This window comes from Pseudomonas sp. PvP100, from assembly GCF_017833055.1.
Taxonomy (GTDB): domain Bacteria; phylum Pseudomonadota; class Gammaproteobacteria; order Pseudomonadales; family Pseudomonadaceae; genus Aquipseudomonas; species Aquipseudomonas syringae.
Map to the genome: position 1 here is coordinate 1,266,283 of NZ_JAFIBO010000001.1, position 12,312 is coordinate 1,278,594.

11 protein-coding genes are annotated in these 12,312 nt (G+C 56.4%); 7 read left to right on the top strand and 4 right to left on the bottom strand.

The annotated features are described in order from the left end of the window. The first annotated feature begins 236 nt into the window (after positions 1–236). The 5 genes from tssJ to JOE39_RS05610 are packed head-to-tail and all read left to right on the top strand — an operon-like array spanning position 237 to position 6,648. Positions 237–746, top strand: a complete 510-nt coding sequence (gene tssJ / locus JOE39_RS05590) for a type VI secretion system lipoprotein TssJ (protein ID WP_010410989.1) — start codon at positions 237–239, stop codon at positions 744–746. Beyond that, positions 743–2,074, top strand: a complete 1,332-nt coding sequence (gene tssK, locus JOE39_RS05595; RefSeq protein ID WP_003318358.1) for a type VI secretion system baseplate subunit TssK — start codon at positions 743–745, stop codon at positions 2,072–2,074. Before tssJ ends, tssK begins: the two co-directional genes overlap by 4 nt. Then, on the top strand, positions 2,056–2,943 hold the full coding sequence (icmH, locus tag JOE39_RS05600) for a type IVB secretion system protein IcmH/DotU (RefSeq protein ID WP_210078654.1): 888 nt from the start codon (positions 2,056–2,058) through the stop codon (positions 2,941–2,943). Before tssK ends, icmH begins: the two co-directional genes overlap by 19 nt. 13 nt (positions 2,944–2,956) lie before the next feature. After that, positions 2,957–6,460 carry a type VI secretion system membrane subunit TssM gene (tssM, locus tag JOE39_RS05605; RefSeq protein WP_046266636.1) on the top strand — a complete coding sequence of 1,168 codons (3,504 nt, stop codon included), beginning with the start codon at positions 2,957–2,959 and terminating at the stop codon, positions 6,458–6,460. A 59-nt stretch (positions 6,461–6,519) separates the two neighbouring features. Next, positions 6,520–6,648 (top strand): hypothetical protein, encoded by a 129-nt coding sequence (locus JOE39_RS05610; protein ID WP_010411009.1) that lies wholly within the window; start codon positions 6,520–6,522, stop codon positions 6,646–6,648. A gap of 173 nt (positions 6,649–6,821) precedes the next feature. On the opposite strand, the gene JOE39_RS05615 is transcribed toward JOE39_RS05610, so the two are convergent. Together JOE39_RS05615 and JOE39_RS05620 are read right to left on the bottom strand one after the other, a co-directional pair. Then, the gene (locus tag JOE39_RS05615; protein WP_032661464.1) at positions 6,822–7,280 is read right to left on the bottom strand and encodes a metallophosphoesterase family protein; all 459 of its coding nucleotides are present in this window, start codon (positions 7,278–7,280) and stop codon (positions 6,822–6,824) included. Between the two features lie 124 nt (positions 7,281–7,404). Further along, positions 7,405–8,421, bottom strand: a complete 1,017-nt coding sequence (locus JOE39_RS05620) for an NAD(P)-dependent alcohol dehydrogenase (protein WP_046266637.1) — start codon at positions 8,419–8,421, stop codon at positions 7,405–7,407. Positions 8,422–8,604: 183 nt separating this feature from the next. Between JOE39_RS05620 and JOE39_RS05625 the strand changes: the two genes are divergently transcribed. Then, positions 8,605–9,504 carry a LysR family transcriptional regulator gene (locus tag JOE39_RS05625; protein ID WP_029573522.1) on the top strand — a complete coding sequence of 300 codons (900 nt, stop codon included), beginning with the start codon at positions 8,605–8,607 and terminating at the stop codon, positions 9,502–9,504. Between the two features lie 58 nt (positions 9,505–9,562). Here JOE39_RS05625 and JOE39_RS05630 read toward each other — a convergent pair whose 3' ends face one another. Together JOE39_RS05630 and JOE39_RS05635 are read right to left on the bottom strand one after the other, a co-directional pair. Next, positions 9,563–10,141, bottom strand: coding sequence for an ATP phosphoribosyltransferase regulatory subunit (locus tag JOE39_RS05630; RefSeq protein ID WP_010411023.1), 579 nt, complete (start codon positions 10,139–10,141; stop codon positions 9,563–9,565). 289 nt (positions 10,142–10,430) lie between these two features. Continuing rightward, positions 10,431–10,934 (bottom strand): GNAT family N-acetyltransferase, encoded by a 504-nt coding sequence (locus tag JOE39_RS05635; RefSeq protein ID WP_046266656.1) that lies wholly within the window; start codon positions 10,932–10,934, stop codon positions 10,431–10,433. Between the two features lie 198 nt (positions 10,935–11,132). Between JOE39_RS05635 and JOE39_RS05640 the strand changes: the two genes are divergently transcribed. Beyond that, a complete protein-coding gene (locus JOE39_RS05640) occupies positions 11,133–12,299 on the top strand; it encodes a DUF2314 domain-containing protein (protein WP_016568020.1) in 1,167 nt (388 codons plus the stop codon). Positions 12,300–12,312 lie beyond the last annotated feature (13 nt).

Consider the following 12,312-nt stretch of genomic DNA (forward strand, 5'->3'; position numbering starts at 1 on the left):
GGAGACGTTCCAATGAACTTTCATTGTTGGCGCACTGTGCCTATCACATTCGTTGCGCTGATTTGCCTCGGAGGGTGCAAAGGTCATTTCAAGTTCAGTGATGATCAATACCGCGCGCTGGGCAGTCCAGAACCCTCTATCCCACTGAATGCGTTGCGTCAGGATTCGGTGCATGAAAAAGAGATGCCAGCGTCGCATGCTTTTTCGATTGCGGCCCTGCGTCAGGATTTTCAGAAATGATCTCGGTGAGCTCTTGTGTTACCCGAGTCTTCCAAAAGGTACTGATAGTACTCCTGATTTTGATCTCGGGTTGCTCCGCACTATCGCCGTACTCAACGCAAACACGTCTGGATATCAGACTGAACGCGGATGATCGACTGAATCCCGATGTGAATGGCAGACCGTCTCCGGTTGTTTTCAAGCTGCTTGAACTTCGGCGTCCCGTCACGTTTGAGAGCATGGATTTTCTCTCGCTTTATAAACGTACCGGGCAGGTGCTGGGAAATGATCTGGTGGCCAGTGAAGAGTTCCAACTTCGTCCCGGCGACAGTATTGAGTTGAAGCTGAAACTCGACGACAGCAGTCGTTATGTCGCGGTGCTCGCGGCTTACCGCAACGTGTCCGAGACCCGCTGGCGTCAGGTGATTCAAATCTTCCCCAACCAACAGAACAGTGCTGTTTTCGTATTGGGGGATTCCGGCCTTCAACTGGCAGACAGACCAACACGCACAGGAAAGTCGCTATGAATTCGCACAAGGTTGTCTGGCAGGAAGGCATGCTGCTTCGCCCGCAGCACTTTCAGCATCATGATCGTTACTATGACGATCAGTTGCGGATTCGGACTCGATTGGCAGGCGCCTACAACTGGGGCTTTACAGCCCTGGAAACTGATCCGCAATTTCTGGGTTCAGGGCAGATCGTGATTGCCCAGGCCTCGGGCATCCTGCCGGATGGCAGTGTCTTCGATATACGCGGCCATGAAAGTCCTTTGGCGCTGGATATTCCTCCCAATACTTCAAACGTGTCGGTGTACCTGGCACTGCCGATCATGGCAGGTAATTGCATTGAGTCGCGCAGTCACGAACAGCCGGATGTGGTCGCACGGTTTACAAGCTACTCAACGAGCATCCGCGATTCAAACGCGGGTGAAGACCGTTCCACGCCAGTTTTGTGCGCCCGACCAGAGTTCCGATTGTTTATGGGGGAGCCCCAGGGAGAGCACACCTACAGCATGCTTAAGGTCTGCCACATTCTGATCTGCAGTCCTGACAAGTCGCTTTCGCTGGACCTCGAGTTTTCACCTGCCTTTATCAACGCCAGCGGTTCCCGATATGTGATGTCGTGCCTGAGGGAAGTGGCAGGTCTGCTGAATCACCGTGGGGACGTGATTGCCGAACGTATCGGTGTTCGTGGTCAGGCCAGTGGCGCAGAGGCAAGTGATTTGATGATGTTGCAGCTTGTCAATCGCAATGCATTGGTTTTTCAACACTATCTCAATATTCGAAGCCTCCACCCTGAAGAGCTATACCGCGCACTGCTGTCGCTGTTGGGCGAGTTATCGACATTTGGCGGTGAAAGCAGACGTCCTCGATTGGAGGTTACTTATCAGCACAATGACCAGGGCGGCACATTCAGAGGCGTAATGTTCGAGATTCGGCAGATGCTGTCGATGGTTCTCGAACAGCAGGCTCAGGAACTGGAGTTGCAGCCTCGACAATACGGAGTTCTGGTTTCGCCTCGGGTGGATCGTGAGCTATTGGGGGATGCCTCATTCATTATTGCTGCCCGTGCAGATTGCGATGCTGAAGAACTGCGTTTGCGACTGCCTTCGCATCTTAAAGTCGGTTCGGTAGAACGTATTCGCGAGTTGGTGAGCCTGCATTTGCCAGGCTTACGCATCAGGCCTCTGCCTGTGGCGCCTCGGCAAATACCGTTTCATGCTGCCAAGAGCTATTTCATTCTCGATGTCGATGACCGGGAGCAGACCGGGATCGATCAGTCGGGAGGGTTCGCTTTCCATGTATCAGGGGAGTTTCCCGGTCTTGAACTGCAGTTCTGGGCGATCAGAAATTGAACAGGGTGGCGGATGTGCAAAGCGGTCTCGAAGATCATGCTGCGTTCGACCGGGACAATACCGCGTCGGGAAGCGGCTACTTCACCGACACCCACCACACGAATCTTTTCGAAGGTCTGCAGGAGCAGTTGCTCTGCAGCACTCGGCGAGTATCGGAAAGAAAGGCCGGTAGCCACGTCAATCCACTGGTTGCTGCAGCCAGCGAACTGCTGGCTCAGGTGGCAAAGCTGGGCGCAGCAGATGACGTTGGGGATATCCATCTTCTGAACGTACAGCTTTCCGACCAGGTGAAACTGTTCGAAGCCAGGGCAAGGCGAAACGCGATAGCAAACGATCAACTGCTGGCCGCGCGCTATGTGCTGTGTACGGTAGTGGATGAAGCTGTGCTGAACACCGTTTGGGGTAGCCAGAGTGACTGGTCGAAGATCAGTCTGCTAAGCCGCTTTCACAAGGAGACCTTCGGCGGCGAAAAATTCTTTCAACTGCTTGAAAAGCTCTCCGCAAACGCTTTCAGGCATCTCTCGATGCTCGAGTTGATGTACCTGTGCCTGGTACTCGGTTTTGAGGGGAAGTACCGCTCCCATCGTCGCAATGGCAACGAGCTGGAAGATATCCGGCATAACCTCTATCTGCAGATAAAACACGTAAAAGGCGACGTTTCGCGAACGCTTTCACCTCACTGGCAGGGCGCACGCTCCGGCGCAGCCGACCGGCTGCGCATTATGCCTGCGTGGCTGATTGTGTTGTTCACCGCTATAAGCCTGACCGCGCTGTATTGCGGATTTGCCTGGGTACTCGGCGAGCAGCGTGAGGCCGTACTCAGGCCTTATCAGTCAGCGGATGCGGTAGTCATCGAGCGGCGGTCTTGAAATGAGAAATGCAGTGAAAATCTTGTTAAAAAAACTCATGACGCTATTGGGCAGCAGCTGGTTCTGGTCGCTGCTATTGGTACTGACGCTGGCTGCCTGTATCTGGATATTCGGGCCCTTGCTGGCGATGGCCGATAACCGGTTCTGGGAGAGTCCCGTTGTGCGCCTGGCGACTATCAGTATGTTGTTGCTGATTTGGGGCCTCGGGGTTGTATTTCTCAACTGGCGCAGCGGCTTGCAGAAAAGGCAGAAGGAGGAAAGCCCGGCAGGCCAGGAACATCTGCGTAGAACTGTCGCGGTAGAAAAAGAGCGCCTGGAACTTGTGTGGCGGTTCAGGGATGCCTTGCGCGTGCTCAAGGATTCGGACCTGTACGGCGTATTGGGTACTCGGGGCCGGAATGAGCTGCCATGGTATGCAGTGATCGGCCCCAAAGGTAGCGGCAAGACCAGTCTGCTGGATTTTTCCGGGCTCGATTTTCCCTTGGACAGGCGCGGGCGCAGGTTGACGCACGATATGCGCAGCACCAGTAGTTGTGGCTGGTATTTCACTGAGCAGGCAGTTCTGCTGGACACATCCGGGCGCTATCTTGAGCAGCCCGTGCCCGAGGTCGACGGCAGTGCATGGACCACGTTATTGGAGTTGTTGCGAGGCCGCCACCGCGCGCATCCACTCAGCGGGGTGCTGGTAACACTGCCAGTCGACACTTTGTTTGACGAGCACGACAAGCGTCTGGAGAAAATCGCCGAAGACGTGCGGGCTCGCCTGGACGACATATTTCATCAGTTGCATGTCGATGTGCCGGTTTACCTGGTACTGACCAAAGCCGACTCGGTTGCAGGCTTCGACGCCTTTTTCGATCAACTCTCCCGGGAAGAAAGTGAACAGGTCCTGGGCACTACGTTCCGGCAGGGCGAGCAAGGCAGTGACGTCGATGTTCTTGGCACGGCGTTCGATGCCTTGCTGCAACGCCTTGGCAGTCAGGTTATCACTCGCATTCATCAGGAGCGGGACAGCCGACGCCGTGGCGAAATGCTTGAGTTCCCCAACCAGCTTGGAGGCATCGCGTATCGACTGAGCGTCTTTGTCGAGCTGGCATTTTCCGGAAATCGCTATCAGCGTGCCAGTCAGTTTCGTGGATTTTACCTGACCCGAGCGCCGCAATTTCTTCAGAATGATCAGCCCTCTGACAGGGAAAGCGACACTGGATCACCGAACCGCTATCTCGGGAAAGCTCGGTTTATTCATGATCTGCTACGGCATGTGATTTTCCCTGAGGCCGATCTCGCGATTTTCGATAAAACAGCACGCCGAAAGATTCAGTGGCGTCAGCGGGGTATGTGTTGCGCGGCGTTGTTGTTCTTGTCTGTGTTCGGTGTGCTGTGGGCGACCGGTTTCAGTGCCAATCATGATCGGCTGGAAAGGCTGCGTATTCTGGGCGAGCAATGGGCGCACCAAAGATCATCACTGGGCGCCGAGGACGATCTGCTGACGGTCCTTGATAGCTTGAACACGCTTTATCTGGCGGCTCGCGTATTTCCGGAAGGCGATGAGGTCGGGCTGTATGAACGCAGTGGCCTCTATCAGGGCAAGCCTGCCAACGATGTTCTGAGGCGCACCTATCATGCGGAGCTGCAGAGGCAGTTGCTGCCGCGCGTGGCCCACATGATCGAGGCGCGCATAATGGCTAGTCTGGGGGATCGCGAGCAGTTGCTGGATAGCCTGCGTGCCTACCTGATGCTGGTCAAGGACGAGCACCGGGAACCCTCTGCGCTGAAAGCGTGGGTAGCGACCGACTGGTCAGTTCGTTATGTCGGTCATGCGCAGGCTCAGAACCAGCTGACTCAGCATTTCGAACGTCTGCTTGCTCAGTCCTTTGCCTACCCTGTAAACGACGCGCTAGTGGCACAGGCTCGACAGGTTCTGCGCAACGAGTCCTTTGCCAGCGTCGTTTATCGAGTATTGCGCGAAAGGGCAAGTACACTCCCGGACTACAGTCTGGCCCACCACGTCGGCCCTCAGGCAGGTTTACTGGCGGGTACTGACTACCGAATTCCCGGGCTCTACACCCGCCATGGTTATGAGCAGTATTTCGTCACTCGTGGCACGGGTTTAGTGACCGAACTCATGCATGACAACTGGGTTCTGGGTGAAGGCGCGCAGTTCGATGCACAACAGCTGCGGGTGCTGATGGTCGAGCTGGAAAAGCTCTATTTCCGGGATTATGCCGATTATTGGGCCGAAGCGATCGGACGGGTTTCGCTGCAACCCTTCGAGGGGCCTGGTGCGGCTGCTGTGCAGATGGCCGGGCTGACGGCAGCCCATTCACCGTTGTTGCAATTACTGATCGAAGTACGTGACAACACTCTTTTTCCGGTCCTTGCAGACAGTCTCGACGCAATGAAGGCTGAAGCTGATAAGGCTGTATCGCGACCATCGCCAGTTACTCAGGTGGCCGCGATTGGCGATAAAGTTGAGCAGACGGTGACCGTCAGTCTGCCCGGGACGGCAAAGAAATCGTTGCAGCGCCGTTTTGATCCCTTACACCGTTTACTGGACGGGGATAATGGTCCGACTCCCGAACTGATTGCCGCATTGAACGCGATCAATGAGTTGCAGATGCAAATGGCTGCTTTGGGGCGCTCAGGTCAGCCCGATCTTGCTGCCTACGAAATGGCAAAGGGACGGATGTCTGGACAGCGGGATGCACTGAGCAACCTGCGCAACGCGGCGACCGGTCTGGCGCAGCCTCTGGGCGGGTTGTTCAATACGCTTGCGGAGGACACCTGGAGCTTCGTGCTGTATCAGTCTCATCGGTACCTCAACCAGCGCTACAAGGCCGAGCTTTACAGTTTCTACGAGCAGTCTCTCGACAAGCGCTATCCGTTTCATGCACACAGCCGCAGTGATGTGGCGCTTAATGATTTTCGCGAGTTCTTCGGCTCGCAGGGGATAGCCGAGCGCTTCTTTGATAATTACCTGAAACCTTTCGTCAATGGTGATCCGGGGCGATACAAACTGCGCAGCATTGACGGCTACAGCCTGCCCATGAGCCGTGCGTATCTGGATCAGATGGCGGGTGTGCATCGAATCCGCAAAAGTTTCTTTGCCCATCGTACGCCAGAACCGCAGGTGCAGTTTTTCCTTGAACCCTATACGCTCGACCCAAATGTTCTCCGCGCAGAGTTCCGGCTAGGCGAGCAGTCACTGGAGTATCGGCATGGCCCCATCGTTCCGACCTTGTTCAAATGGCCTGCTGATGCTGAAGAGGGGCGTACGAGTCTGGTGATGGAAGGGATGGTTGGCAGGCCACTGGGGATTGAAAAAAACACCGGTCCCTGGTCGCTGTTTCGCCTTCTGGAGCTGATGCAGACCGAGCCTTTGAAAGGGCGCGATGTTCTGCTGCTCAAGGCCGACGTGGGCGGTATGCGCGCCAACTATCTTTTGTCGAGCCAGCGGGCACCCAATCCGTTTGATATGAGTGCGTTGCGCGATTTTCGTATGCCTGCGCAGCTTTAATGCCAGTTAATGAACTGTAATGCTGATTAATAGAAAGGGCCTTGCATGACTTTGCAGCTATGCAAGGTCTATCGGCATGGCCGCATACCCATGATCAGCAAAGGTTCTACGCCAAGCGCAGTTGGCGGGTGCTGGAGCGTATTGAGGCGTGGGGCAAGGAGCATTATCTGATGTCGCAGGATCTTTAGAGGTCCTGTGTTGCATTGGCACTTGGAGCGTTTATCGGTACAGGGATGAGTCTTGCGTTCAGGGGGGCGCGGAGCGTCACTAACGGCATTCTCATGCGGAGCGTGGGGACGATAATCGCCGTGATCGAAACCCTGTTTTTTGCGTGAAGAAATACTCAGCGTTAGCCCTGTTTTCAGTCGACCAACTGCACCAGACTCGGCTCAATCGCATCCGCGCTCACCTCAAGCAGCGCCAGCGTCACCGGCAGTTTGAAACGCCGCCGCCCGGCGCTGCCAGGGTTCAGATACAGCGTGTCGCCGCGCCAGTCGATGAGGGGTTTGTGTGAATGGCCGGTCACGACCAGTTTCACGCTGTCATTCAATAGCGCTGGAACGTCGGCGATGTCGTGGACCAGCAGGATTTGCCAGCCCTCGATCTCGAAGCGCAAGTGATCGGCAATGGGGGTTGCCCAGTCTGCATCCATGTCGTTGTTGCCGCGCACGATGTGCAGGGGGGCGATGGCGGTCAGTTGCTCGACGATGTCCTGGCTGCCGATGTCACCGGCATGGATGATCTGTGCGCAGCCCTGTAGCGCAGCGATGGCTTCAGGACGGAGCAGTCCGTGGGTGTCGGAAATCACACCAACTTTCATACGGGGGCCTCGGGTCTGCGGCGGGGGAGTGGTGCAGTGTAACCCGTTGAGTTTGAATGGTTGACAGGCGAACGCAGTCTGCGACGCATGAGACGTTCTCGCGCGTCGCAGCCTCAAGCCCTTGTCAGGCCTGATCGACTTTGATCACTACCTTGCCAAATGCACCTCTGGCCAAGTGCTGATAAGCCTCGCGAGCCTGTTCGAAAGGGTAAACGTGATCGATCACCGGACGAATTTTGTGCTCGTTGAGAAACGCGTTCATCCGCTCAAACGACGAGCGAGGTGCTACGGCAATGCCGCGAAAGGTGGTCTGGCGGAAGATCATCGGCATCAGGTTCAGTGCCGAGGTCTGGCCGGTCAGGAAACCAATCTGCGCGATGCGCCCGCCTGCCTTGGTTGCAGCAATCGACTGGTTGATGCCGTCGCCGCCTGCCACGTCCAGCAAAAGGTCGACCCCGTTGCCATCGGTGAGTTTGAGGACTTCGTCTGCCCACTCGGAATGGGTTCGATAATTCACTCCAGCGACTGTCCCCAGCGCCTTCATTGCGTGCAGATTCTCATCCTTGCTGGAGGTCGCAATGACGTTGGCACCCAATGCCGTCGCGATCTGAGCGGCAAAGATCGACACGCCGCCTGAGCCTTGCACAAGGACGGTCTGTCCAGCTTCTACCTGACCGAAATCAACCAGCGCATACCACGCCGTCAATGCGGCAATCGGCAATGTAGCGGCTTCTTCATCCGACATGGCATCGGGTGCACGGACTGCACTTTGTTCATGAATGATCATGTAGGCGGCCAAGCCGCCCGGCAAAGGCGAGCCGAAGCAGTAGTCCGGTTCGTCCGGGCCTGGAGGGCCATCGATCCAGCGTGAGTAGAGGTGCGAGTTCACTCGATCGCCTACCGCAAAGCGACTGACGCCTTCGCCTACCGCCACAACAGTACCCGCTGCATCGCTGACCGGAATGAGTGGCTTGGGAACGCGATGCGGTTCATAGATGCCGTCGACAATCGCTTTGTCACGGAAGTTGAGCGATACAGCACCGACTTTGATCAGCAGTTCACCCGCTTTGGGAACTGGCGTTTCAGCTTCTCCAAGAACCAGATTTTCGAGCCCGAAGTCTTTTAACAGCCACGCTTTCATTTAATGTCTCCAGCAATCATGTGGGGGCGCACAGGGGCATCTGCCTTGTAGCCGCTGAGGTCATTGTTGGTAAAACGCTGTTGCAGATAAATGGGCGGAAATCGACAGGATTGTTATCCTGAGAGGCAACAATGGCTCGGTTTGTGTTTCTGGGGGGATTCGTCGGTGGACCTTTTACAGTCGATGCAGGTGTTCGTGAAACTTGCCGAACTGGGCAGTTTTACCAAAGTGGCGGATGCCACGCAGATAGGGCGTCCACATGTGACCCGGATCATTCAGGACCTTGAAGCATCATTGGATGTTCGACTGTTTCAACGTACGACCCGCAGCGTCAAACTCACTGCGGAAGGTCAGCGTTTTTACGAGCGAGTTAAGAACAATCTGGCTGATCTTGCCGAAACCACTGCCATGTTCGACCGAAACGGCTCGACGCTGCGGGGGCGGCTTCGGATCGATATTCCTGCGGCTTTCAGCCAGCGTAGTTTCATGGAAAGCCTGAAAGGATTTACTCGGGCATTCCCCGACATAGAGCTGGCGCTGGGGGTAACGGACCGCACGGTGGATCTGGTCGCAGAGGGTATCGACTGCGCACTGCGCATCGGAGAGCTGCCCGATTCAAGTCTGGTGGTCAGGGAAATAGGCAGGGCTACGATGGTGACCTGCGCCGCGCCTTCTTACCTGCAAGCTTTCGGCACACCCGAGACGCTGGACGAGCTGGCAGGCCATTGTGGTGTCAGTTTTCTGTCTGGCCAGAGCAACCGGCCTTTACCTTGGCATTTCTCGTTGAATGGTGACGATTTTGCTTTGCCACCGCGTGGCGGCATCACTGTCAACGAGTCCAATGCTTATGTGCAGTGCGGGCTTGCGGGGTTCGGTATTCTTCAGGCCCCGGGCATTGCGGTGGAGTCATTTCTGGCGAGCGGAGAGCTGGTCGAGGTACTTGAGAAATTTCGCCCGTTGCCGCGTCCGGTGTCTGTGCTGTACCCGAGCCGCACGCATCTGGCCCCACAGGTACAAGCATTCATCGCCTGGCTGAGAGAGCATTTTCCAAAGCTCCATCCTCGTTGGTTTGATGTGCGCTGAAACACGAGCAGCAGGGTAGAGAAGCGCCTCTTTGCAAGACGCTTCCGGGCAAGCGAGGTCAACCGCACCCAAGCGCCAATACCAGCCGCTCCAGTCCGATGCCAAACCCGGCACCTTCTCGATAGGCGCCGCCGCCGACCACTTGCTGCTGTGCACCCAGGCGTGAACATCGCACCTCGAAGCCGTTGCCTTCCAGGTAGTAGCTCAGGCCCCGTTTCACGGCGGTATTGAGTTCATAGTCCAGGCCCAGCGAATCCAGAAAGCCCGTGCAGATGGCCTGGCTGCGCAGCAACGCTTGTTGCGGCGACGGGCCAAGGATTTCCAGTCCCAGCTGGGTGAATTCGCGGTAGCGTCCGGCTTGCGGGCGCTCGTAGCGATAACAGCGTGCTACATAGAAAAACAGCGCTTCACGTCGTCCCTCAAGCAGCGCTTCGCTGCGCTCCTGAAACAGCGCCGTGGCTTCGGGTATCAGGCAACAGGGGCGTCCGGCCTTGTCCTCGAAGGCCCACATTTGGCCGATGATTTCGCTGCCGCCGGCTTTTTCGATAAAGGTGTCTTGGCCCCATAAGGCCGGCACTATCGCTTCCTCAGCTCCGGCTTCGATGAAGATAGCTCCGGAAACGGTTTTCTGTGTCACGCAGGGTTGCGGCTTCTGTTCCGGTCACGATGCGGGTTCCGCGTAGCATGGTCATGGGTGATGATCTCCAGTTTTTTCAGGCAATAAAAAAGGCGCCATGGGCGCCTTGGTCGGTTTCACTGATGGGTCAGAACGTGGATCTATATCTGGCCAATCGATGAGCACAAGCAACCGCAGCACCTTGAAGCGGGCTGTGGTGGTGATGTCGGTTGCTTTGGGGAAATTGATTCATGGCTGATCCTTGCATGCTTTAACGCATCGCTCAAGTAGCGGTGTTGACGGACACGGTTTATCTGAGCCGCGCCATGCTCAAGGCATCGACGAACAGGCCATCGCGCACCGCGTAGTTGCGCAGCCGGCCCTCTGTTTCGAAACCGAATTTTCGATACAGACCCTGGGCTGCTTCGTTGTCGACATACACGGTCAACTCCACCCGGTGCAGGTTCATCCAGTTGTCTGCGATGTCCAGTGCGGTTGCCAGCAACTTCGAGCCGACGCCTTTGCCCTGCCAGGCCGACGCCACGCCCATGCCGATAGCGCCGACATGGCTTTGTCGACTACGCGAATACTGCTCCAGGCCAATGCTGCCTACCACCTCGTTGCCATGGAGCGCCACCAGTTTCACGTGTCGCTCGGTACTGGCAGCCAGGCGTTTGCGCCAGACTTCGATGGACTGATAGGGCATCTGCAACACCTGACGGCACACCGCAGGCTCGTTATAGAGTGCAGTGACACCTTCGAGGTGAATGTCGGCCATGCGCTGGATGAGGATTTGCGAGGCAGGGGCGTGCATGTTGATTCTTTCCTTGAATTGCATATCAGGCGTTCGTTCGAGGCACTTTGGCAGCGGATTATCCTCGCCGCAAGCAGGTAATATCGAGATTGGCGCCACAGTGACTCAAGAAGTAATGTATTTAAAACAGCCGAATTGAATGAGGGCCGCGACACCGCCATTCTGTTCGCACTCATCAAACAAGGAATGACCCTGCCAATGACGGAGCAAAAAATTTACGGTGTTGAAGGCGAGAGCGAGGACTTTCGTGCCGCGGTTGCCAGTGCGCAGCGCACGTTCAGATTCTTCTGGCGCGAGATGTCCTGGGAGCGTCGCCGAATTGTAAAAGCGCTGGACCTGGCTGCCGTAAAGGTGTCCTTCACGACTGACTCAGCCGATCCCGACAGCCCATCGGTTGAGAACATGTGGGTCACGGATGTCGATTTCGACGGCCTGACCCTCTCGGGCGTTCTCATGAATGAGCCTGTGTGGGTGAGTTCGATAAATGCCGGGGACCCTGTGTCGGTTTCCCTGGACCGCTTGAATGACTGGGTCTATGTGTTTGGCGGTCGCGCATTCGGCGGTTTCACTATCGATGCCCTGCGGTCCGGCATGTCTGCGGCCGAGCGCGTCGAGCATGACCAGGCGTGGGGGTTGGACTTTGGTGAGGCGGGGACCGTTATGCTTGTTCCGCCAGCAGATGGCAAGTCACCGGTCTGCTTCTCTCGCGCACTGGACAGTGCGTCGGATAAACGTGCCTTGAACAAGCTGGAGCGGCTTGAGCATCCGATGGGACTCAACGCACAGGGTGCCGTGGAAGAGGGCCTTCGGGATGATCCGGGTCTGGCCACTGACTACGACGACTCGGGCTGGCAAATGATCCATCGCGAAACCCTCGCCGGTAATTGCAATTTCGTCGCCACGCTTCTGTACATGGGGGCAGATTCTGCGGCGACCAACAGCAACGGCCATGACGTACTGACGCTTGCGCGTATCGCAGGATGGCCGAGAACCATCGAGCTGTTGGAGGGAGATCGTTCGAACCTTGAAAAGCACGTACAGCGTCGCGGTTTTCCAGCCTGGCCCATCGGGCTGACGATGGCGGTCATCGGGGTGGTCGGCCTTTATTTTGCTGCCTTGAGTCAGTCGACAGGTTCTCTGATTGTCAGAAACGACAGCCTCTTAAGCACTGGGCTTTTCATTGCTCTTGTCTGGTTCCTGGGGCAGGGTCTGATTCTCTGTACGGGCCCCTGGTATTTTCGACTCCGTGAGCGCACACCGATATGGGGCAAGGCCAGAGCGCTGGATTTGCTGGCAATGCTTATCGGAGTATTGCTCGCTTTCTTCCTGCACGATCACTTGGGTAATTACCTGCATTCCCTTTAAAACGTCCCGCGGC

What these genes read in the sequence shown, in the direction of transcription:
- JOE39_RS05620 (WP_046266637.1), bottom strand. Translation starts at nt 8,421, where the DNA reads ATGAAAGCGTGGCTGTTAAAAGACTTCGGGCTCGAAAATCTGGTTCTT.
- tssK (WP_003318358.1), top strand. Translation starts at nt 743, where the DNA reads ATGAATTCGCACAAGGTTGTCTGGCAGGAAGGCATGCTGCTTCGCCCG.
- tssJ (WP_010410989.1), top strand. Translation starts at nt 237, where the DNA reads ATGATCTCGGTGAGCTCTTGTGTTACCCGAGTCTTCCAAAAGGTACTG.
- JOE39_RS05610 (WP_010411009.1), top strand. Translation starts at nt 6,520, where the DNA reads ATGCAAGGTCTATCGGCATGGCCGCATACCCATGATCAGCAAAGGTTC.
- JOE39_RS05640 (WP_016568020.1), top strand. Translation starts at nt 11,133, where the DNA reads ATGACGGAGCAAAAAATTTACGGTGTTGAAGGCGAGAGCGAGGACTTT.
- JOE39_RS05635 (WP_046266656.1), bottom strand. Translation starts at nt 10,934, where the DNA reads ATGCACGCCCCTGCCTCGCAAATCCTCATCCAGCGCATGGCCGACATT.
- JOE39_RS05615 (WP_032661464.1), bottom strand. Translation starts at nt 7,280, where the DNA reads ATGAAAGTTGGTGTGATTTCCGACACCCACGGACTGCTCCGTCCTGAA.
- JOE39_RS05625 (WP_029573522.1), top strand. Translation starts at nt 8,605, where the DNA reads ATGCAGGTGTTCGTGAAACTTGCCGAACTGGGCAGTTTTACCAAAGTG.